Origin of the sequence: Borrelia nietonii YOR (genome assembly GCF_023035795.1) — a bacterium.
GTDB classification, from domain to species: Bacteria; Spirochaetota; Spirochaetia; order Borreliales; family Borreliaceae; genus Borrelia; species Borrelia hermsii.
Genome location: NZ_CP073154.1, coordinates 1 through 23,243 on the forward strand (window position 1 = coordinate 1; position 23,243 = coordinate 23,243).

The 23,243-nt window shown below is 30.1% G+C and carries 16 protein-coding genes and 8 pseudogenes; 12 read left to right on the plus strand and 12 right to left on the minus strand.

The window, feature by feature from the left end; genetic code table 11:
* Nucleotides 1-614 precede the first annotated feature (614 nt).
* Both bhYOR_RS06205 and bhYOR_RS06210 read left to right on the plus strand, forming a co-directional pair.
* A complete protein-coding gene (locus tag bhYOR_RS06205; protein ID WP_025434402.1) occupies nt 615-812 on the plus strand; it encodes a hypothetical protein in 198 nt (65 codons plus the stop codon).
* A gap of 154 nt (nt 813-966) precedes the next feature.
* Nucleotides 967-1,260 (plus strand): hypothetical protein, encoded by a 294-nt coding sequence (locus tag bhYOR_RS06210; RefSeq protein WP_025434403.1) that lies wholly within the window; start codon nt 967-969, stop codon nt 1,258-1,260.
* Between the two features lie 771 nt (nt 1,261-2,031).
* Here bhYOR_RS06210 and bhYOR_RS06215 read toward each other — a convergent pair.
* The 7 genes from bhYOR_RS06215 to bhYOR_RS06245 all read right to left on the minus strand — a co-directional run bounded on the left by bhYOR_RS06215 (nt 2,032) and on the right by bhYOR_RS06245 (nt 10,743).
* A complete protein-coding gene (locus bhYOR_RS06215; RefSeq protein ID WP_247088514.1) occupies nt 2,032-2,913 on the minus strand; it encodes a P12 family lipoprotein in 882 nt (293 codons plus the stop codon).
* A gap of 654 nt (nt 2,914-3,567) precedes the next feature.
* On the minus strand, nt 3,568-4,326 hold the full coding sequence (locus bhYOR_RS06220) for a hypothetical protein (RefSeq protein ID WP_040126252.1): 759 nt from the start codon (nt 4,324-4,326) through the stop codon (nt 3,568-3,570).
* A gap of 121 nt (nt 4,327-4,447) precedes the next feature.
* Nucleotides 4,448-4,720 carry a hypothetical protein gene (locus tag bhYOR_RS06225; protein WP_025400164.1) on the minus strand — a complete coding sequence of 91 codons (273 nt, stop codon included), beginning with the start codon at nt 4,718-4,720 and terminating at the stop codon, nt 4,448-4,450.
* A 1,653-nt stretch (nt 4,721-6,373) separates the two neighbouring features.
* Nucleotides 6,374-7,240, minus strand: coding sequence for a hypothetical protein (locus bhYOR_RS06230; protein WP_247088516.1), 867 nt, complete (start codon nt 7,238-7,240; stop codon nt 6,374-6,376).
* Between the two features lie 219 nt (nt 7,241-7,459).
* Entirely contained in the window at nt 7,460-8,077 is a 618-nt protein-coding gene (locus tag bhYOR_RS06235) for a nicotinamidase (protein WP_025400161.1), read from the minus strand.
* Between the two features lie 1,363 nt (nt 8,078-9,440).
* Entirely contained in the window at nt 9,441-9,737 is a 297-nt protein-coding gene (locus bhYOR_RS06240; protein ID WP_080684296.1) for a hypothetical protein, read from the minus strand.
* Between the two features lie 757 nt (nt 9,738-10,494).
* Nucleotides 10,495-10,743: a hypothetical protein gene (locus bhYOR_RS06245; protein WP_071190280.1), complete on the minus strand. Its 249-nt coding sequence runs from the start codon at nt 10,741-10,743 to the stop codon at nt 10,495-10,497.
* Nucleotides 10,744-11,945: 1,202 nt separating this feature from the next.
* On the opposite strand from bhYOR_RS06245, the gene bhYOR_RS06250 reads away from it, so the two are divergent.
* Nucleotides 11,946-12,824 carry a plasmid maintenance protein gene (locus tag bhYOR_RS06250; protein ID WP_247088518.1) on the plus strand — a complete coding sequence of 293 codons (879 nt, stop codon included), beginning with the start codon at nt 11,946-11,948 and terminating at the stop codon, nt 12,822-12,824.
* Nucleotides 12,825-12,855: 31 nt separating this feature from the next.
* A complete protein-coding gene (locus bhYOR_RS06255; protein ID WP_025400158.1) occupies nt 12,856-13,428 on the plus strand; it encodes a DUF226 domain-containing protein in 573 nt (190 codons plus the stop codon).
* 205 nt (nt 13,429-13,633) lie between these two features.
* On the opposite strand, the gene bhYOR_RS06260 is transcribed toward bhYOR_RS06255, so the two are convergent.
* From bhYOR_RS06260 to bhYOR_RS06275, 4 genes and pseudogenes are all read right to left on the minus strand, one after another.
* Entirely contained in the window at nt 13,634-14,206 is a 573-nt protein-coding gene (locus tag bhYOR_RS06260; RefSeq protein WP_025434362.1) for a chromosome replication/partitioning protein, read from the minus strand.
* Between the two features lie 10 nt (nt 14,207-14,216).
* The gene (locus tag bhYOR_RS06265) at nt 14,217-14,963 is read right to left on the minus strand and encodes a ParA family protein (protein ID WP_025400156.1); all 747 of its coding nucleotides are present in this window, start codon (nt 14,961-14,963) and stop codon (nt 14,217-14,219) included.
* Nucleotides 14,939-15,154, minus strand: coding sequence for a DUF226 domain-containing protein (locus bhYOR_RS06270; RefSeq protein WP_040126311.1), 216 nt, complete (start codon nt 15,152-15,154; stop codon nt 14,939-14,941). Before bhYOR_RS06270 ends, bhYOR_RS06265 begins: the two co-directional genes overlap by 25 nt.
* A 736-nt stretch (nt 15,155-15,890) precedes the next feature.
* Nucleotides 15,891-16,741 (minus strand): annotated as a pseudogene (locus tag bhYOR_RS06275) (variable large family protein); the annotation flags it as partial.
* A gap of 12 nt (nt 16,742-16,753) precedes the next feature.
* Here bhYOR_RS06275 and bhYOR_RS06280 point away from each other — a divergent pair.
* From bhYOR_RS06280 to bhYOR_RS06300, 6 genes and pseudogenes are all read left to right on the plus strand, one after another.
* A pseudogene (locus bhYOR_RS06280) lies at nt 16,754-17,185 on the plus strand (variable large family protein); the annotation flags it as partial.
* A 123-nt stretch (nt 17,186-17,308) separates the two neighbouring features.
* Nucleotides 17,309-18,354: pseudogene (locus bhYOR_RS06285) on the plus strand (variable large family protein).
* Nucleotides 18,355-18,509: 155 nt separating this feature from the next.
* Nucleotides 18,510-19,097, plus strand: coding sequence for a Vsp/OspC family lipoprotein (locus bhYOR_RS06290; protein ID WP_172641854.1), 588 nt, complete (start codon nt 18,510-18,512; stop codon nt 19,095-19,097).
* Nucleotides 19,094-20,050: pseudogene (locus bhYOR_RS06295) on the plus strand (variable large family protein); the annotation flags it as partial. The gene bhYOR_RS06290 and the pseudogene bhYOR_RS06295, both read left to right, overlap by 4 nt.
* 148 nt (nt 20,051-20,198) lie before the next feature.
* Nucleotides 20,199-20,267: pseudogene (locus tag bhYOR_RS08470) on the plus strand (Vsp/OspC family lipoprotein); the annotation flags it as partial.
* Nucleotides 20,247-20,842: pseudogene (locus bhYOR_RS06300) on the plus strand (Vsp/OspC family lipoprotein). The pseudogenes bhYOR_RS08470 and bhYOR_RS06300, both read left to right, overlap by 21 nt.
* Before the next feature lie 128 nt (nt 20,843-20,970).
* On the opposite strand, the pseudogene bhYOR_RS06305 reads toward bhYOR_RS06300, so the two are convergent.
* Nucleotides 20,971-21,938, minus strand: a pseudogene (locus bhYOR_RS06305) (variable large family protein); the annotation flags it as partial.
* A gap of 12 nt (nt 21,939-21,950) precedes the next feature.
* Here bhYOR_RS06305 and bhYOR_RS06310 point away from each other — a divergent pair.
* Nucleotides 21,951-22,148: pseudogene (locus tag bhYOR_RS06310) on the plus strand (variable large family protein); the annotation flags it as partial.
* Nucleotides 22,149-22,242: 94 nt separating this feature from the next.
* Nucleotides 22,243-22,887, plus strand: a complete 645-nt coding sequence (locus tag bhYOR_RS06315; protein ID WP_247088520.1) for a Vsp/OspC family lipoprotein — start codon at nt 22,243-22,245, stop codon at nt 22,885-22,887.
* Nucleotides 22,888-23,243: the final 356 nt, after the last annotated feature.

Here is a 23,243-nt window from a genome sequence, read left to right on the forward strand (position 1 = left end):
TATAATTTGCTATTAGTATAAGATTATTTGACTTATAATATTGACTAAAATTGCTATGAAAATGTACAAAGTTGACATTTTTATAAATAGATATATATTTGCACACCAATGCTTAATATAAAAAATATTTTTACTAAAATCAAACCTAAAAAATTTATTACCAAAATATCTACTACTTATTCATTTGAAATAAATCCTAAAGAAATTATGCCTTTCTCTAAAATTACCTCTAATTTTCTATTAGTAAACATTCCTTTGCCAATAATTACCCTAAAAATAATCAAAATCATACTTTTGAATTACTTTTCATTTTCCCTTTGAATTATTATATCAACTGATATTCAGCTATAAATCAAATAATATAGAACTTATAAAATATTTATGTTTTAATTATTAATGAAAAGGAAAAGGCTTATATACAAATGATGTACTATTTAACAATAATATAATTCTATTGAACTTTTATAAAGATAAGCTAGTAATTTACTTAAAACATGTTATTTTTAAGTCTTTCTAGAATTATTTAATAACCGCTTTTTTTAATAAAAAAGCAATCTAGACAACAGGGGAAATGATAAATACATGCAATTAAAGACAAAGTATTTAGCTTAAGTTTGCTTTTGAGTTTTATTAGTTGTAATTTAATACTTAATGGTGAACTTAAAGATAAATCCGTTAATTTACCTGATAAAATTTACTCTACATTGGAAACTAATAAAGAAACTATTGAAATGCTTCTAGCAAAAATCAAAACAATACTACTAAAAAGTCAAGTGGTAAAGGCTCTACATCAAGAAATAGAAAAGCTATAAAAAAGTTCAAGAGCCTCTATGCTTGATGGTATTTTAAGCAGTCAAGAAGAGCATTTGTCACACTCTGTTGGAAAAGTAGTGAAATTTCAGCAGGTATAGTATAAGTGGCTTTGCTGGGGGGTACTCTTAGGAAACACAAATTACTTAAGTCTCGGTGGCACAACACCTATTGACATTAATTACAATTCATATCCGGGCACAGTTTTGGAAGTACTTCAAACAACAATTCTCTTCAATAAGTACAATTGAAGAAAGTCTAAATAATGCTACACATCTTACTACTAATAATTTTGGTTACCAAAAAGAACAGCAAGCAAAGATAAAATTATATAAACTTAAAAAAGACGTAAGTTCTTTAATTCCAAAAGTTCAAGAAAGTAATAAAAATGCCTATAAAGCATACGAAGAAATAGAATTTATAAAAACATACCCCCAAAGACCAAAATGAGTGAGAACAAACTTGACGATACTATTGATGCTAGATAAGTTTACCTTTAAAGTTAAGCACTTTAAATAAAAATTACTAAGATAGGCCACAAGTAAGCCTATCTTTACTGTTAATACATATATTCGTTTTTAGAGACTAGAATACAATTTATAACAACAAGATAAAGGACCTTATGTATAAGAGACGGCTATCTTAATAACACCACCTAAACAATTAACTTTTGACCATAGAACTTATGATAAGAATTTATATTATACAGAATACCATTGATAGAAATATCTTCAGCTGGTGCTGCAACATCAGAAATTGAATCTTTAAGTCACAATATTTTACTTTGATTTATTACTACTTAAGTTAAATAATGCTATAAAAAGTTTCGTTTATTATGCAACATTAAGCTTATCTTGTAGTTTGTATGTTCATTTCTGATTAAATAATCGATAAACTCATTATCTCCCCTCTTAATGCTTCTCTCCTCGATACGAAATTCTCTCTGCCTGAACTATTCTTGTGTCACTAACCATATAGTCTCAATAGGCTTTAAAAAGCCTTTGTCTAAACCTTATATTCCTGATTAACATGTTCTCTTTTTCGGGCTCAGTATTCACAAAGCATATCCCTATAAACCTTTAAAATAATCTATTAGTATCTAAATAATTAAACCTAAGAACATTACATTTACTTAAATAAATCTATAAAAGCTCCCTTTTTACAGGAAACTCTTATTTAAAAAACTAATGTTAGAATCTACTTAAGTACCTTTTTTATCTCTTAACTCGCTAGAGAAGATTTTGCCTCCTCAATGAGTTCTTCTATATCTCTCTTTTTTGCCATTGCTTCATTAAGCTTTGTAGAAGAAGATTCTAATTGCCCTAAAGAATTTTCTGCATATCGTTGTGCTTCTCTGGATAATTGTACTGACAAATTACTGTTTACTCTTCTAAAGGAGTAACCTACACGTGACTCACTCTCTAACCTCTTGGTAATAGCTGCTTTTAAAGTTTTTTGTGCTTCTTCAAACAAGCATTTTGCAGATATTTGCTCATTAAGTCCACTATCAACTTGAGTCATAAGCATATCAAGATTAGACCTCTCCCCACTTAACCTATTTTGCAATTGAGTTAGTTTTCGTATCTTGTCTCTATTGTTATTAGAACTTCCTTTCTGTAATTCTCCTCTTTCTCCTTGGACTTTTGCGATTATATCATAAAAATCTGATTCTAGTTGTTTATATTTATCTTTAAGCTCATGTGCATTCTTAATTAATTGCTGGAATCCAGAATCTCCAAGAGCACGTTCTACCTCTTTAATTGCCTTATCCGCTTCCTTTTCTTCTTTAGTACTTGGAATTAAATCTTTTTCTTCTATTTCTATCGTTTCTTGTTGAGGATATTGCAATATCGGAATAGAATCATTAACAGATGCTACAGGATCGCCCTGAACCACTTGACGTACTCCTCTTTCTTTCATATTTTCAACAAAATCTACTTGCTCTTCTTCACCTTCCTGTTTATGGCCTGAACCTTCTATATTTTTATTTTCCTCTGAAAATTTTTCCCTTGCTTTGATTAGCAATTCATTAAGGGCATCTATATCACATGATAACAAACACAATAACGTTAACATACATACTGCTAAAATACTCTTTTTCACATTTCCCCCCCTGAGATATCAAATTACTCGAATTGTTGTATCTCAATATTGAGATACAACAATTGCTGGTAAGTATATACCATTTACTATAAATTACAAAAATAAATTTTGAAAAATGATACAATGATGCTGCCGATAAAATTGCAAAAAAATCCCGAAACCTATGCTCTCTTATCAGAACAGACCACTCAAAAATTGAAAATAATAAAATAAATAATACCTTAATAACAGCTCTGAAAAAACGCTGGATATTTATCCAGCATCCTGCCTATTCTCTCATAATCTTTTAGTATCTTTGTAACTATTGCAACATGATATCCCTATTACCTATTTCTTCTATAATGAGATTTATTGCTTTACCAATAAAAGCCAATCTTTACATGCCTAACATTAAAATAACAAACCTGAAAACACATTACATATTTTACTTTCCGGGTCAACTTAAGCCAAAATTAATTAATTTCCATGCTATTGTATTAATGCAATGCACAAACCAAAATTTATTAGCTACACAAATTTAGATATCAACATATCTCTCCTCAACCCTTACAACCACAAATTGGACCAATTGGTGAGCAATTGACTTACAGCCCATATATTAATATAACAAAGGCCTTAGCTCTAAAGCTAACCTCCTATATCCAAAAAAAGTTATTATAACTCTCCTTTCTTAACCTTTCGAAGAATTCCTTCTAAAGCACTTAAAAGACCCTCCACATTACCTTGAATTTTAAAATAAAAATTATTTTTATCTTGCCTTTTACTATCAACAAACTTATTCTCAGTATCTATGTACTTATCATATGTCTTAGGAGATAAATAATACATATTACTTTGCAAATCTTTATTAGCAAGATTCAAAGTTAAATTGATATCACTCTTCTTCTTATCGATACTATCTTTGAAAGAAATCAACCCATTGTAATCAAAAACAATGCATTGAGTACCAAGCAGACTTTTACTTGGGCTGGACAATAATTTACTAGGGCTAAAATCTAAAATAAATTTAACACCCAAAGAATCTAAATTTCTATCTTTTATTAAATACTCTTTAAGCTCTTTTAAAGTCTTAATACCCAATTTACCTACACAAGTTGAATCTATTAATAGACTAACCTTCCCAACAGTAAAACTACTAGTTCTATTCGAACTACTCTCATAAACACTCCTTCTTGTTGCAATATGTTGTCCGTCTAATACTTGATAGTAAGTCCATGGTGTAGCTTTGGACTTACTATCTACAAGCTCAAACACTAAATCAGACTTTATAGGTAATTCTTCAATGCAATAATACTTATGATTATCAAAAATCACCCCAACATAATCCTTAATAAGACCAGATGATGGTTTACTAAATACACCATGACTACAACTAAATATCATAAATAACAAGGTCAAAACAATATTTTTCATAATTCTCACCCTAACCTCCTACACAAACTAAAATCAACCTATATCAAAATACTAGTACACATTAATTAAAAAACCCTCCATACTTGAATATAAATAAGCAAACTAAGATTGGGTTATACTTTTACTTGTTTTCTATCTTATCACTAAGTCTTTTTTCAAAAAGAGAACTTAAAGTTTCAGTTCTTACCTGAATTTGCTGATTTTTAAGCTGACTTTCCTTTTCCATATGTGCCATCCAATCATCAAGACCTTTATCTGTTCCATACTGCCTTTGGAACTCTCTAAATTCTCTATCTAACTGCGCAGTCGTATAATCAACTTGAGCCATAAATGCTTCAATATCCATTTGTTCAGACTTTAAGCTCTTCCTCTTAGGAAATTTAATCACTTTCATATAATGATCCTTAAACAAGCAAGAATAAGATAAACGCTTTCATACTAATAAATCAAAACTACTTATATAGTATATATTATATATTAATCCAAAACACATAATTTCGTAAACTACACTTGTATTTAACACAAAAAACCCCCAAGTCGCCCTACCTTAGTATTTCAAAACTTATTTTATGCATAATGACTATTGTGGTACATATAAATCTAAAAATATCTAAATCATAATCATATAAAGACCAATAAAGAATGAAATTCATTAATATGAAATTAGTATTCCCAAAAACCCGAGCTACAATTAAAGTAATATTAATATATGGAGGCCCTTATGACTTCAATAATTGTGTATTCTTGTCTAACTTTATGCATAGCATATTTTTATAACACAATAAAAAAACTTGCTTCTAACTTACAAATCATTCCCAAAAAAATTTTTCAAACCCCTTATCTGATGTTTGAAATGCTAATTTTGACTTTATATTTATTCACTGCCAACAAATATTACAAATATACTCTTATAGGAACAATAATTGGTTTTTGTATGTTTATATTCCTTAAATAACAAATCAATATAAACATACAAAAACAATCAATAAGTCAACCCAATTATATGTGGTGAATATATTCATTCTATCATATCTGTTAAGCAGATCAATGCTGTAACATGAACTACTACTTTCTCTAAAAAAGATTCTAGAAGTAGCTTCTTGCATCATTCCATGATAGCTTCTTAGGTTCCAAGAACACTAATCCACTGCATGAATCGCAAGATTAACCTCAGACCGTTTTAACCTTAGTTTTTATTTCTTTATAGTAATAATCCTTTAAAATAAGGATTGCATTTACACCTCTATCATACATAACATTGCAATTACCACAAATCCATTCCTCATCACTCAATTTAAATTGATATTTTGATTGCCACAAACACTGCACAACTTGCTAAAAGGAAAAAATCTATCTACTTTATATAAGTTAGATTTGTACCATTTTGACTTTTATAATAATTGTCTTGTAAATTCATATCATCCTAAATCATTATTAGCTTTTAAAATTTAACTATGATAAGAAGCATATTCATTTATTACTAAAATTTATCCCTAATAAACAACCTCTAAGTTCATTAACAACCTAAAAACAATTTCTTAAAAGTCTATAAGAAAAAAATATTTACATACTTCCATAAATACTATTGGAAAAATTATTTTAGTATGAAAGTTATTGTCTTATCTCTACTGGAAAGGTCTTTATTGATATCATTAAGAAATACATAATTATCATGGCAAAGAATTCTCCACCTAAATTTCATAAAAATTATAGACGGAAAATTCCTTGTCATCTTTTGTTAAACAGTAACTAACTTAACTGAACATCGTGTCATAAGATAATTGCTGTCTGAATATTAAATTAATGTTTAAGCCCAAAACTTATAGAATGAATTCCTTATATCTATAAATTTAACTTAAACATCAATACTTTTAGGACGAATCAAATTCTCTTAAATCATTAAGAATGATTTAAATTTAAAAACTAAAAATAAATGGAAGTCGGTTTTAAATTTTACAAAAAAATACCCTACAGAGCCACAAAACCATATTTTATATAACTTAACAACAATTCCCAATTGTGGGAAGTTTATGTACAAATTATCTATCTAATCTTCTCTTATAAGAGAAGCTTCAGCAAATTTAAAATCAAACGAAGGTGATAAAATTTCAATAGCATTGATACTATCCATACTAGATCTTATATCGTCATCATTGAAATGGGCATCTATTACAGACAAATAATTATCCAATGAAGGCTCAATTTCCTCACTTAAATCATTTTTTACTTCTGTATATTCTACTCTCACCTCATCACTCATCTTTAATGCAAGTTCCCCACCATCTAAATTACCAAGATCTAAAATAATCTCATTTACAGATTCAAATTTCCTTATACTGTCTAAATTTTTATTTATTATGTTAAGCATATTTTTAACTTCATCTTCATCTAAAACTAAAATCCGATTCAACTTATCGATCTTATTAGTCAAAGCTTTTTCCAAAAATTCTAATGCCTCTTTTTGTCTTTCATTTAGATTATCTTTTAATCTTTGCTTAGATCTCTCTAATAAATCTTCTTCCAACATTATTCTTGAGACTACATCGTTATCCTTGCTAGTCTCAAAAACAACCGCCTGTTCACCTATATACTCTATACTATCTTGTAAGGAAAATAATACACTATCCTGCAACAGATAATCATCTAATTTTTCCACTTCTAAAATATCTACTCCTGCAAATTTTTGATCATCCACATGATCATTTAAAACTTCTTTTTTAATTACTCCTTTATCCTTATTATCCACATCTATTTGATCAATATTATTCTTTCCTATTTGTTTTTTACTATCTTTAAAAAGTTGCCAGATGGCTTTATCCCCCTGAAATTCATTCTGCTCAGAATCATTATCGTATAATGGGACATCTAAACCATCTTCAAAAGATTGAAGATTTACATTACCTTTCTTATCCACACTACAGCCACTTAAGGTAATAACTAAGCAAATAATACTCAAAAGATTTATCACAACACTCATTAATAACAATTCCCCATTCTACTACAAAATTATAAATTTTAAAACCTTAGTTATCAACAACTTAGGATTACTATCAATATAGAACACTCCTGATTGCATTTATGATATCAACAAAAACCAATGGGGATTAAATACATGAATTTCAACTTTCTGAAATTAAAGAAAACTAAAATTATTCAGAATATCTCTTACCAAACAGGTCAATATACCAAGCTTTTCAAGCTCCATAATTATCAATTCAGGAAAAGAAGAAATACTCCTTGTAGCATCGGTTACTAAATAAGATTGAAATCCTAAATTATAGGCATCAATGATTGTTTCCTTTACGCAAAAATCCAACGCTAAGCCTACCATAAACACCGTATCAATTGCATTGGATTGAAGATAATCCAAAAGACCCGTTGACTTTTTCTTACTAGAGTCATCATAAAATCCACTGTAGCTGTCATAATTTCTGTCCTGTCCCTTTAGAAAAACAGCCTTTATTTTCTTAACATCCAAATCCTTTGGAAATTCTGCTCCCCATGTATTTTGAACACAATGCTTAGGCCAACCCCTACAATTAGTATCACTTAAAAAACTTATGTGATTCTCACAATGCCAATCTTTAGTCGCAACAATGTGCTCAAAACAATCCTGAAGTTGGTTCACTAAAGGGATAATGTCATTACCATGAGGAACGGAAAGAGCCCCAGATTCCAAAAAATCGTTTTGAATATCTACTAAAACTAATGCGATATTCTTTAAAGTCAAATTAGAAAATTCTTTATCCATTAAATTAATTACCACACCTACTCAAAACATCAAGATCATTGCTTCATGATATTGCAAATCATATAAAAATAACACAGAGATATAAGTTTGATATAAAAACAAAAAAGAAACACTTAAAAAGCCTATATCCTATAGGGATATTATAAAATAATAATCTGCTTTAGAGTAAAAAACCTTTAATATTATAATTAATATTTTCCAAATTTAAAAATTCCTATTAAAATCAAAGTGAACTGCTACTTTCTCTAAAGAAAAGATTATAGAAGTAGCTTCTTGCATCATTCCATGATAGCTTCTTAAGCTCCAAGAACACTAATCCACTGCATGAATCGCAAGATTAACCTCAGACCATTTTAACCTTAGTTTTTATTTCTTTATAGTAATAATCCTTTAAAATAAGGATTGCATTTACACCTCTATCATACATAACATTGCAATTACCACAAATCCATTCCTCATCACTCAATTTAAATTGATATTTTGATTGCCACAAACACTGCACAACTTGCTAAAAGGAAAAAATCTATCTACTTTATATAAGTTAGATTTGTACCATTTTGACTTTTATAATAATTGTCTTGTAAATTCATATCATCCTAAATCATTATTAGCTTTTAAAATTTAACTATGATAAGAAGCATATTCATTTATTACTAAAATTTATCCCTAATAAACAACCTCTAAGTTCATTAACAACCTAAAAACAATTTCTTAAAAGTCTATAAGAAAAAAATATTTACATACTTCCATAAATACTATTGGAAAAATTATTTTAGTATGAAAGTTATTGTCTTATCTCTACTGGAAAGGTCTTTATTGATATCATTAAGAAATACATACAAATTCAATAAATTGTCATAACAAAGAATTCTCCACCTAAATTTAAAAAGTCACATCCATAATGCTTGACCATTAGAATGTGACTTGAAGAATTACATTAAGTTGCGACTGACTTTGTCGCTTCTAATAATATTATTTATTACTTTAGCTAATAAAACTACTCTTATAGTTTACTTGTTATTGCGTTACTAATTTTTATATTAAAATTCTACAAGAACTACTTTGTCCAACATAAGAGTGACTATTAAAATTTAATATAAGGCATTGATAAAAGGAATATCCATTTTGTTATCAAAACTCTTTTTCATAATACCTCTCCTTATCTGAAATAAAAGTCTTGCTTTACATTAAAGCACATTACAATTTTTTTGTCAACTCAAATTAAATTTTATTAACAAAAATCCTGGATTTAATGTCAATCTTGTTATATTCAATAATACTAGACGAAACACAAAAAATCATGACTTTAAAATGTAAAGTCTGATGATATCAGTCTTAGGTTATAATTTTAATTACATTAAATTCACTCTTTTGATATTGCCTTCGCTATTAACTTTCTAAATTGAGGCATCTTTTCTCTAACTTCTCTCTTTATTTCAAATTTATACTTCTCATTATTTTTAAATGCGAGCAAACTAAGGGTTAAATATTTCAAAAAGTCTTCAGGAATTAACATGATGTTCCCCACCCTGATATAACATTCTAAAACTTCTAACTTATATCTTAAATGGCTCTTTGTAATTTTATAACCAAACTTACTTTTAAGGACTTCTTGTGCTTCAGAAACCTTGTAAAAAGAGTGTCCTTCTATCATTCTCATAGAATTAATTTTATACTTAATTAAACAAATAAAAACTTCAAAAATAAACACTCTATTTTGTAATAGAAGATATTGAATTTACAAAATTGTGGTATAAAATCTAAATATAAGGAAAAATTTTTCTCAATGACAGTTAATAGTCTTGAATATTGATTTGTTCTTATTTAGATAATATTAATGTTAACTTTTTTAGAGGTTTTGTATTATTTAAGATAAATGAACTCCATACAATGAGTTTCATTTACCTTCTTTTAACTTATGGGTACCTAAAGTACATAAGTGTTTAGGTACATTATTAACTTTCCCTCCTCTCCGTTTGGGAAAGTTGTTTTTTTATTAAGATGTTTTTTAATCAATTAAAATTGTAGTCTATTTTTGGGAAAACTTGCAAATGTATTATCAGCTAGGACTTTGTATATGCTAAAACCGCAAACAAATTATTTGACTTATATCTTTTCAAAACACAATGGATAATTCACTAAGCGTGTTACTAAGCTTTTTAGGTCCCCAAGAACACTAATCCACTAGAGCATGAATCACAAGCTTAACTTCAGGCCGTTTTAACCTTAGTTTTTATTTCTCTATAGTAATAATCCTTTAAAATAAGGATTGCATTTACACCTCTATCATACATAACATTGCAATTATCACAGGTCTATTCCTCATCTAACCTGCCTTTAACTCTATTATTTGAACATTTCATTTTCTTAGATAGTCTTCTTTAATATCTCGTAAGTTTATTAGCACTTTTAAGTCATCATTTAAGGTGATTTTCTCCTTCAATACTCACAAAAAATACCCCCATTTTCTTATCATTATCTACTACCTCTTTTTCATTATCAACTTCATTATTATTTTTGACATCTAAGCATTCAAATGCTATGTAAATAGCATTTATTATCAAGGTCTTTTCTATAGTTACATTTTTTATAATTTCACTACTTTGAAGTCTCCTATGTAACTTAATTCTTACAAATCCTGTCTTGGGCAATTTGATTTTTTCCATTATCTACCTTTACTTTAATCTTTTTCATTGTTTGTTCTATACGTTTATCTTACCTAGATTTATATTTAGGCAATCCTTGTGCTTTGGTCCATTTTCCTTTGGCTCTGAAAAATTATTATATGAAAACCTCACACACCCGAATACTTTGGCAAAAAATACTCCATCTATAATTTAATTGCAGGACTTTTAAATTTAGGTGGAACATTCTTTGGTTTTTTGAATAAAAAATTAAAGGCCTTATTAGGGATTTTAAGTTAAAGTCTCTAACAAAACCTTTAATTGGTTTTATAATTTCTTTTTCTGAAAGAGTGATACGTAAGTGTATCAAACCTTAAATAAACTATACAACAATTTTGTTGATTTTCAAATATTTATGTTTAACATAAAAGAAATAATTTTTATGGGGTGAATTGGTGAGCGTAAGCTTTGATCTTTTATGGTTTTTTATATATTTGTACATTCTAAATTAATCTGTGTTTTTTCAAGATACTTAGTGAACTTACCACTTCTATGATCTTCAATTATAGAAGTAGCTTCTTGCATCATTCCATGATAGCTTCTTAGGTTCCAAGAACACTAATCCACTGCATGAATCGCAAGATTAACCTCAGACCGTTTTAACCTTAGTTTTTATTTCTTTATAGTAATAATCCTTTAAAATAAGGATTGCATTTACACCTCTATCATACATAACATTGCAATTACCACAAATCCATTCCCCATCACTCAATTTAAATTGATATTTTGATTGCCACAAACACTGCACAACTTGCTAAAAGGAAAAAATCTATCTACTTTATATAAGTTAGATTTGTACCATTTTGACTTTTATAATAATTGTCTTGTAAATTCATATCATCCTAAATCATTATTAGCTTTTAAAATTTAACTATGATAAGAAGCATATTCATTTATTACTAAAATTTATCCCTAATAAACAACCTCTAAGTTCATTAACAACCTAAAAACAATTTCTTAAAAGTCTATAAGAAAAAAATATTTACATACTTCCATAAATACTATTGGAAAAATTATTTTAGTATGAAAGTTATTGTCTTATCTCTACTGGAAAGGTCTTTATTGATATCATTAAGAAATACATACAAATTCAATAAATTATTAGGCAAAAATGTACATTATTGACAAAACATAATTTTTCATATACACTGTACTCACAACTTTTTTTTGAAGGAGTAAATAAATTGGAAATCTTAGAAAAAGCTCATAACAAAGAACCAAAAAAAAAATTCAATAAGCATCAACATAAGTTGGTAGTACTAATATCAACACTAAATTACATGAATTTAACCTTAAGAAAATATACCCAAAGTAACATACTATACTACTTTAATAACAATTTGAAAAGAAATGGTCAAAAAATTATAAAGATTAAAACATTACAAAGCTATTTATACAAATTAGAAAAAGAATTGCGAGTAACTATTAACTACTATAAACATCTAGGAAAGAACTACGGAACAGAAATTTATTATCAACTCAGATATCCTAAAAACAAATGTTATCACAAAATCAATTCATACTTTAAAAGAAAAAGAGAAAAAAAATTCAACGAAAGGGTTTATAAATATCTATGTTCAAAAAATATCAATGAAGAAAAATGGGAGTGTATAAATAATATAAATAATATAAATAATATAAAACCACACGAAAAAAAAGAAGTAATAAAAAATAAACAAACGGAACTCAAACTAAAACAAGAAACACCGAATCACAAAAAGAAAAAATTCAAAAAAGAAGACCACAATAAAAATAAATTAAAAGAAAAATTAAATAAGACATATAAAAATCACAATTACAAACCTAATTCCATAGCAGTAAATAAAAAATACAAAAATCCAAACACAATAACAAAAGCAACAAAAGAAAAGGAAAGCAATGAAAACAATATTAGAAACAACATATTCAGCATACTACTTGAACAATTAAAACAAAAAACGGAGGTCAAAGTTTTAGTACCATTACTAAAAAACTATCTAGACAACACAAATAATCTAAATTATACTAAGATAATTAATAACCATTATTATTATGAACTTTTAGAGATACTAAATAAGGTATAAACCATTTATTCATAGACCAAGGAAATTGAAAATGAATGACCTATTCAAACGACTGAAACAAAAAGCAGAAATATTAAAATTAAACGTATCTCAAACGCAAATCAAAAACATTTTCGATAAAATAGAAAAGAACAACGGGAAAAAAATATACCATACAAAACCATTTAACGATTTTTATACATTCGGCATTAACAGAAAACAAAAAAATAAATTCTTAATTGCCCTTCAAAAATATTCAAATCCCAACAAAGAAAGAAAAATATACACATTTCACTTATTTAGCATTAAAGGAGAAGATGCTTTCCTAGGAATTTGTTATTCCGTCAAAAAACTTCAAAAACCCCTAGTCATTAAAAACGTAGAAAAAAACGAGTCCTATACCATAAGATGGTGTGTTTGCATGGAATTCAGATTTAAAACAGGGTTCGTCATATGTTATCTTACAAATTTTTATTCTTTGTTAAAAAAAACGAAAGTAAATACTGAATATTACAAAAAATTATTAAACATTACTCTAGAAATTGAAAGACAAGTATATGCGTTTTATAACAAAAATTTACCCGAAGGAATAATAACCAAATGGATAGAGAAAAAACAAAAATAATAACTATAGCATCAATTAAGGGAAACTATAAAAAAACACACCAGCCTTATTTTATACATTATTGTCCTCAAACCCCAATGTCTTACTAATTGATATGAATATTTTTTCTTATAGTCCTTTGAATCAAGATTTAAAGCCACTGCAACTAACACGGAATGATGCAAGAAGCTACTTCTATAATCTTTTCTTTAGAGAAAGTAGCAGTTCACGTTTTCTTTTTAGGTTTTGTCATGCATTTTTCAAAGTCTTTTTTAGTTTTTTCAATGTATTCTTTGTCTTTTGTAAAGATCTTTTCCATAAGAAAACAGGTGAATTTTGAGTTTGTTTTGTAAAAATTGTAGGCGTCTTGATTTTTGAATTGTAGTTTAATTGACTTGATTAAGTTTGATGTCTTTTGTTTGTTTTCCGTTTCTTTAGCCGATAGAAAAAAATATGTGTTCATTATTCCTTTTGTTATTATAGATTCTTCATTTATTAATTTATTGTTAAGTCCTTCTGCAATAGTTAGATATGCATAAACTTGGGTTCTGGCTAAATTATAGTTTTTTATAAATGAGCTAAAGTTTTTATAGCCATCTAATTTGAATAGTTTTTTGTCATTAATTTCTTTTAATATTTTCATGGTTTCTATTTTGTTGTAGATATCTTCTTTTAAATTTATTTTGAGTTTTGCTTTTAATTTTTCATAAATTTGTATATTAATGTCGTTAGTATTTTTTTGGAGAGAAGTATCTTTTTCGATAATCCTTTTATTTAACTTAAATTTATTCTTTTTCATATAAACTTCCTTAAATTTGTTCGGCCCCGAACAAATTTTTTAATGCTTTTTTATAGTCTGATGTGTAATCTTCATTTAGAGGAAAGCCAATATTTTGTGCAATTCTTTTATTTAAATCCTCTCTCTCTCTTATGGAACCAATAAAATTAGAGTTTCGTTTGAGAATGTCTAGATAAAATTTATTTGAATTATTATTTCTGAATCTGGTATTTAATATATATATGGGTAAATTTAGGTCCAATTGTTTAATTTTAAAGTTAAGTGCTTCTAAGCTTTCTATAGACCATTTTTCAGCTGGAATTGGAGATATAATCAAATCAGAGACAACAAGAGCATTAATTAGCGTAAAATCTAGGCTTGGGTTGGTATCAATTATTATATAATCATAAGCATTTTTAATAAAATAAAGTGCTTTTTTTAACCTGGTTTCTTTGAATGGTAAATTATCATTATTAAAAAAGTGTAAATTTAGATAACTAGGGATAAAGTCTAAATTTTGATTTATAGTGCAAATACTATTCTTAATATCCATATTCTTTCGTAAAATTTCATATATATTTGTATATTCCACATTAATTTGTGATTTTTCAAGATACTCATTAAAGTAACTTGTAAGACTTGCTTGGGCATCCATGTCGATTAGTAAGACATTAGAGTTTTTAGAAATGATAGTAGAGAAAAGGATAGCAGAAGTACTCTTTCCTACGCCCCCTTTAATCGATGCAATTGTTATTATTTTTGTTTTTTTCCTATCCATTTGGTTATTATTCCTCCAAGTAAATTTTTGTTATAAAATGCATATACTTGTCTTTCAATTTCTAGAGTATTATTTAATAATTTTTTGTAATATTCAGTATTTATTTTAGCTTTTCTTAGCAAAGAATAAAAGTTTATAAGGTAGTATATAATATAGTCTGCTTTAACTAGAAATGGCAGAGAATTCCCCATCTATAGTTAAGTTGCAGAGCTTTTAAATTTAGGTGGAGAATTCTTTGTTATGACAATTTATTGAATTTGTATGTATTTCTTAATGATATCAATAAAGACCTTTCCAGTAGAGATAAGACAATAACTTTCATACTAAAATAATTTTTCCAATAGTATTTATGGAAGTATGTAAAATATTTTTTTCTTATAGACTTTTAAGAAATTGTTTTTAGGTTGTTAATGAACTTAGAGGTTGTTTATTAGGGATAAATTTTAGTAATAAATGAATATGCTTCTTATCATAGTTAAATTTTAAAAGCTAATAATGATTTAGGATGATATGAATTTACAAGACAATTATTATAAAAGTCAAAATGGTACAAATCTAACTTATATAAAGTAGATAGATTTTTTCCTTTTAGCAAGTTGTGCAGTGTTTGTGGCAATCAAAATATCAATTTAAATTGAGTGATGAGGAATGGATTTGTGGTAATTGCAATGTTATGTATGATAGAGGTGTAAATGCAATCCTTATTTTAAAGGATTATTACTATAAAGAAATAAAAACTAAGGTTAAAACGGTCTGAGGTTAATCTTGCGATTCATGCAGTGGATTAGTGTTCTTGGAGCTTAAGAAGCTATCATGGAATGATGCAAGAAGCTACTTCTATAATTGAAGATCATAGAAGTGGTAAGTTCGCTAAGTATGTCATTAACTAGATTTTGACCGCAGTTTCAGCCCTCGTTGCGTTAGGAATTATTTTGTTAATGTATCTAATGCCTTAGCAACTGCACTGACTGCTGCTCCTTTAATTGCAGTAACAGCATCATCGGCAGCAGCACTGGGACCAGCAAATTTACCATCCTTAGCCATGGCTCTGAGCGCTATTCCTCCTGCTATAACTGCATCCTTAGCATTAAGCGGCATCAGCAGCATTAGCGGCATTGTTCTTAGCTAATTTAACAGCGTCAGCGTTTTTAACCATAGCTTGCAAGATGTCAGCTCCAGTTACTGTACCAACGGCTTTTGCTGCATCAGCTGCAACTTTTTTTGCATTATTAGCATCACCAGCAGCACCTGCACCAGCAGTAAATAATTTACCCGCTTCACCATCACCAGCATTAACAGTTCTTGCAGTAGAACCATCACTAGCTTTTTATCAGTACCAGCATCAGCATTTCCTTTGTCTTTAAGAACCACTTCTACAATATCTTTCATTCCCTTTACTAGACTATCAACCCCAATCCAGCAGCACCAGCAGCATTAGCAGCAGCAACATTACCAAGTAAGTCATCACCTGTAATACCAATAGCATCACTCGCTGTCTTTGCTCCTTCTATTATCTTATCAAGTGTTTCAGTAATTAGTTTGTTTACAGCAGTCTCAGTTTCAGCTGCATTAGGATTTCCTTCTCTCTTCATGTCAGTGACAATTTTATTAAGTTTATCCTTAGTGCCTTGTATAGTATCTTGTACTGTCTTAAAATAAGCCCCAACATCAGACTTTTTTGTCTCTGTACTAAAACCTAATACCTTGGAAACTATATCCCCAAATGATGTAAACACATTTAAAAAATCATTACCTAAGTCTATTACTGACTTTAAGAAAGTAAATATGATGCTAATAATGAAAAGAAGTCAGCGGTTGATGCTGCTAAAGCAGTTGGAGCAATAACAGGTGCTGATATATTACAAGCTATTGCTAAAGGTTCTGAAGGCAAAGCTGCTAAATTAGCTAAGAGTAATGATGGCAATGTTGGTGTTTCCCCTAAAGATGAAACTATAGCAAGAGCTATAGCATTAAGAGAATGGCTTAAGGGTGGTAAATTTGCTGGTCCTAGTGATGCTGCTAGTGCTGATGCAAAGAAAATAATAGAGAGCTCAGCTGTAAGTGCTGTTACTAAGGCACTAGATACATTAACTATTGCAATAAGAAAAACAATTGACGCAGGCCTTAAAACAATTAAAGATGCTATGAAAATTAATCCTAATGATACTCCTGTAACTACTGATAATCAGATTTCTGAAACTAAGAAGAACTATAATAAGTAGTAAATAACTAAATAAAGTTATTTAAGGAGAACTCTTCTATTGTTCCCGATGCATGAGAGGTGTTTCCTTATTTATATCTAGCCCCTTTACTTAAATAGAGTAATAAAGGAGGCACGTAAAAAAATGAGAAAAAGAATAAGTGAAATAATAATGACTTTATTTATGGTATTAGTAAGCTGTAATAGCGGTGGGGTTGCAGAGGATCCTAAACATGTGTATTTAACATCTATAGCTAATTTAGGGAAAGGATTTTTAGATGTTTTTGTGACTTTTGGAGATATGGTTGCGGGTGCGTCATTAAGGCTGATACTAAGAAAAGTGATATTGGTAAGTATTTCGCTGATATTGAAAAAACTATGACATCAGTTAAAAAGAAATTACAAGATGAAGTTGCTACGAATGGTAATTATGTAAAAGTTAAAACAGTTGTTGACAAGTTTATCACTGACACATTAGATAAGATTGCATCAGGAGCAAAAGAAGCAGCTAAAGGTGCTACAACTGATGTTGTTATTGGAAATGCTGTGAAAGAAGGTCAAGATGCTGTAGCAGCAGAGGCAGCAAGCGTGAACTCACTTGTTAAAGGAATTAAAGAAATAGTTGAGGTAGTTTTAAAAAAGGATGAGGGAAATGCAGACGCTACTAAGACAGCAGAAGCTGAGAAGAAATCAATTGGTAATTTGTTTGGTACTAAAGCCGCTGATGGAACAGAGGCACAAGCAGCAGCAGCAAGTGCATCAATTGGTGCTGTAAGTGGTGTTGATATTCTCCAAGCTATTGCTAAGTCTGCAGAGGCTACTGGTGAGCCCACTATTCAGGCAGCAAGTAATGCAGCGGAAATCGCTGCTGCTAAGGTTGAAGCTACTAAAACTCTTGATGCAGCACAAAAAGATGCAATAATAGCAGCTGGTATAGCATTAAGGGCAATGGCAAAGGATGGTAAATTCGCTGCTAAAACTGGTGAAGAAAAATCTGCCCATGCAGTAAATGGAGCAGCAGCAAGTGCAGTAGGTAAGACATTAAGTACACTTATAATAGCAATAAGGAATACAGTTGATAGTGGATTAAAAGCAATAAATGAAGCATTAGCTAAAGTTAAACAAGAAGATAAGTCAGCAGAAGCAACTAATACTGCAGAAGCAACAACTAGTGGCCCAGTAAATAATTAGTTAAGGGTAAATACTAAGGAAACCTCTTTTTTTTCTTTCTGTGAAACAGGGAGACTATTTGGCTAGCGGTAGTTTTGATGCTGAAGGTAATGCATAAGTTAAAAGGAGGCACGTAAAAAAATGAGAAAAAGAATAAGTGCAATAATAACTTTATTATGGTATTAGTAAGCTGTAATAATGGAGGGCCAGAGCTTAAAAGTGAGGAAGCAGCTAAGCCTGACGGAACAGTACTTGATTTAGCAAAAATAAGTAAAAAGATAAAAGATGCTAGTGATTTTGCATCAAGTGTTAAAGAAGTTCATACTTTGGTTAAATCTATTGATGAGCTTGCTAAAACCATTGGACAGAAGCTTACGAAAGATACAGGTGTTCTTGCAGCTGATGCTAACAATAATAATGGGGGGCTAATTGCAGGGGTATATGGTATAGTAACGGATGTAGGTACTAAATTGGACGGGTTATTAAAAGTAAATGGAATTTCTGAAGATATTAAGACAAAAATTAATGATTCTAAGAGTAGAGGTACAGCATTCTTAAACAAAGTGAAAGGGGATGATGATCTTTGTAAAAAAGACGCTACAGATGCTCATACAAAAAATGCCATAGATAAAAACGATAATACTGGAGGTAAAGGTAAGACTGAGCTTGAAGCACTCAACACAGCAATAGATGAGTTATTAAAAGCTGCTAATGGTACAGTAAAAACTGCAATCGCAGAGCTTACAGTTTTTGCTAAGTCTTAACATCTATAGCTAATTTAGGAAAGGGATTCTTAGATGTTTTTGTGACTTTTGGTGATATGGTTACTGGAGCTTTTGGTATTAAGGCTGATACTAAGAAAAGTGATATAGGGAAGTATTTTACTGATATTGAGAGTACTATGACAACAGTTAAAAAGAAGTTGCAAGATGAAGTTGCAAAGAATGGTAATTACGTAAAAGTTAAAACAGTTGTTGACAAGTTTATCACTGACACATTAGATAAGATTCCGATAGGAGCAAAAGAAGCAGCTAAAGGTGCTACAGGAGAAGATAAGATTGGTGGTGCTACTAAAGATAGTGGCCAGGATCCTGCACCTGCTGATTCTGAAAGTGTCAAAGCACTTGTTAAAGGAATTAAAGAAATAGTTGGAGTGGTTTTAAAAAAGGATGAGGGTAATTCAGGAGCTACTAAAACTGCTGAAGAACAGCAAAAAACAATTGGCAAGTTGTTTGAAAAGAAAGAAAGTGGCACAGAAGCAGAGGCAGCAGCAGCAGGTGCATCAATAGGAGCAGTAAGTGGTGCTGATATTCTTCAAGCTATTGCTAAATCTGAAGAAAATCCTGTTGCTGATAATACTAATGGCATTAACGCAGCCAAAAATGCAGCTGAAATTGCTATTGCTAAGGCTGTTGATAACAAAAATGAAATTTCTACTGCAGGAGCAAAGAAAGATGCAGTAATAGCAGCTGGTATAGCATTAAGGGCAATGGCAAAGGATGGTAAATTTGCTGCTAAGAATGAAGAAAAATCTGCTAATGCAGTAAATGGAGCAGCAGCAAGTGCGGTAGGTAAGACATTAAGTACACTTATAATAGCAATAAGGAATACAGTTGATAATGGATTAAAAACAATAAATGAAGCACTAGCAGCTGTTAAACAAGAAGATAAGTCAGCGGAAGCAACTAATACTGCAGAAGCAACAACTAATGGGTAGTGATAATAAAGAATTATCAATAAGAAATACATAATAAATAAATTCATTTAAGTAGAACGCTCTATCGCTCTTGATGCATGAGAGGTATTTCCTTATTTATATCTAGCCCCTTTACTTAAATAGAGTAATAAAGGAGGCACGTAAAGAAATGAGAAAAAGAATAAGTGCAATAATAATGACTTTATTTATGGTATTTATGTCATGTAATAATGGAGGGCCAGAGCTTAAAAGTGAGGAAGTAGCCAAGTCTGACGGAACAGTACTTGATTTGGAAAAATAAGTAAAAAGATAAAAGATGCTAGTGATTTTGCATCAAGTGTTAAAGAAGTTCATACTTTGGTTAAATCTATTGATGAGCTGGCTAAAGCTATTGGGAAAAAGCTTAAGAAAGATGATGGTACTTTTGAAGATGAAACTAATGATAATAATGGTCAATTAGTGGTAGTAGTATATAGTGTAATATCAGGTTTAGATACTAAGTTGACAGCATTAGAGCAAAAAGTTGAAATTTCTGATGAATTGAAGGGAAAGATCACTGATGTAAAGTCAAAAAGTAAATTATTTTTAGAGAAATTGAAGAGCGATGATTTATGCAAAAAAGATGCTAAGGATGCTGATATAAAGAAAGCTATAGAACGAACTAATGCTGATAAAACTAAAGGAGCTTCTGAGCTTGAAGCACTCAATACAGCAATAGATGAGTTATTAAAGGCTGCTAATGCTGCAGTAGAAGCTGCAATTAAAGAGCTTACAACTCCTGTTAAGGGAGAAAAACCTTCTCAAAATAACTAATTAGGGAATAAATAAGTTAAGTAGTTATTATAAGATAAGTATTAAGTAAAAAGTAAACTAACCCTCCTGCATTAATAACAAGAAAAGCATTTCCCTTACAATAACTTTATCCTTTATACTTACCTTAACTAGTTATTAGTAGTAGCTTTAGGGGTGCTCTGAGCAGGACTTATAGGAGTATCATTAGCATTAATTTTCATAGCTTCTTTAACTGTTTTAAGGCCTGCATCAATTGTTTTCCTTATTGCAATAGTTAATGTATCTAATGCTTTAGTAACTACACTTATTGCTGCTCCTTTAACTGCAGGGACATAATCATTATCAGCAGCACTGGGACCAGCAAATTTACCATCCTTAGCCATGGCTCTGAGCGCTATTCCTCCTGCTATAACTGCATCCTTAGCATTAAGCGGCATCAGCAGCATTAGCGGCATTGTTCTTAGCTAATTTAACAGCGTCAGCGTTTTTAACCATAGCTTGCAAGATGTCAGCTCCAGTTACTGTACCAACGGCTTTTGCTGCATCAGCTGCAACTTTTTTTGCATTATTAGCATCACCAGCAGCACCTGCACCAGCAGTAAATAATTTACCCGCTTCACCATCACCAGCATTAACAGTTCTTGCAGTAGAACCATCACTAGCTTTTTATCAGTACCAGCATCAGCATTTCCTTTGTCTTTAAGAACCACTTCTACAATATCTTTCATTCCCTTTACTAGACTATCAACCCCAATCCAGCAGCACCAGCAGCATTAGCAGCAGCAACATTACCAAGTAAGTCATCACCTGTAATACCAATAGCATCACTCGCTGTCTTTGCTCCTTCTATTATCTTATCAAGTGTTTCAGTAATTAGTTTGTTTACAGCAGTCTCAGTTTCAGCTGCATTAGGATTTCCTTCTCTCTTCATGTCAGTGACAATTTTATTAAGTTTATCCTTAGTGCCTTGTATAGTATCTTGTACTGTCTTAAAATAAGCCCCAACATCAGACTTTTTTGTCTCTGTACTAAAACCTAATACCTTGGAAACTATATCCCCAAATGATGTAAACACATTTAAAAAATCATTACCTAAGTCTATTACTGACTTTAAGAAAGTAAATATGATGCTAATAATGAAAAGAAGTCAGCGGTTGATGCTGCTAAAGCAGTTGGAGCAATAACAGGTGCTGATATATTACAAGCTATTGCTAAAGGTTCTGAAGGCAAAGCTGCTAAATTAGCTAAGAGTAATGATGGCAATGTTGGTGTTTCCCCTAAAGATGAAACTATAGCAAGAGCTATAGCATTAAGAGAACGGCTAAAGGTGATAAATTTGATTTTTTTTTTTTTTAACTTTGTAAACTTTGAAAGTTGAGGTATAATGCTAATGCATAAGTTAAAAGGAGGCACGTAAAAAAATGAGAAAAAGAATAAGTGCAATAATAATGACTTTATTTATGGTATTAATATCATGTAATAATGGAGGGCCAGAGCTTAAAAGTGACGAAGCAGCTAAGCCTGACGGAACAGTACTTGATTTGGCAAAAATAAGTAAAAAGATAAAAGATGCTAGTGATTTTGCAGCAAGTGTAAAAGAAGTTCATACTTTAGTTAAGTCAATAGATGAGCTTGCTAAAGCTATTGGTAAGAAGATTAAGTCCGATGGGAAGTTTGATGCTATGGCTGGTAAGAATGGATCATTGCTTGCAGGGGTATATAATGTTGCGTTGGATATAAATAGTAAATTGACAGTATTAGATGTTAAGGCTGGACTCTCTTCTTTACTTAAGACAAAGGTTACTGCTGCAAAAACTAGTGGTGAATCATTCTCAAATAAATTAAAAACCGAACATACTGACCTTGGCAAAGAAGATGCTACAGATGCTCATGCAAAAAATGCCATAGATAAAAACGATAATACTGGAGGTAAAGGTAAGACTGAGCTTATTGCCCTAAACACAGCAATAGATGAGTTATTAAAGGCAGCTGAGGGTGAAGTAGAAGCTGCAATTGCAGAGCTTACAACTCCTGTTAAGGGAGAAAAACCTTCTCAAAATAACTAACTAGGAAATAAATAAGTTAAGTAGTTATTGTAAGATAAGTTAATTAAGTAAGCTGTAAGAGCTGGTAAAAATAAAGTCAAAAAGGAATAGGAAGCTAGGAGCGTAATGCTTTTAGCTTCTGATGTTATTTAGGGAGTGTTTGATTGTATATCAAATTATTTATATGAGTAAAGATTGAATATAAATAATTGCAAGTATGATATTAAGAGTATATTTTTATTGTAATCAAATAATTAACTATTTTAAAAGTAAGCTAAATGTGTGGTAAGGGCAAGAGGGAAATTGGGGTAGATGTTGGAAAGAAAAAAAGCAATGGGCAAGCGGCAAGGGGATTTGTACTATTAAAAACTAAATTA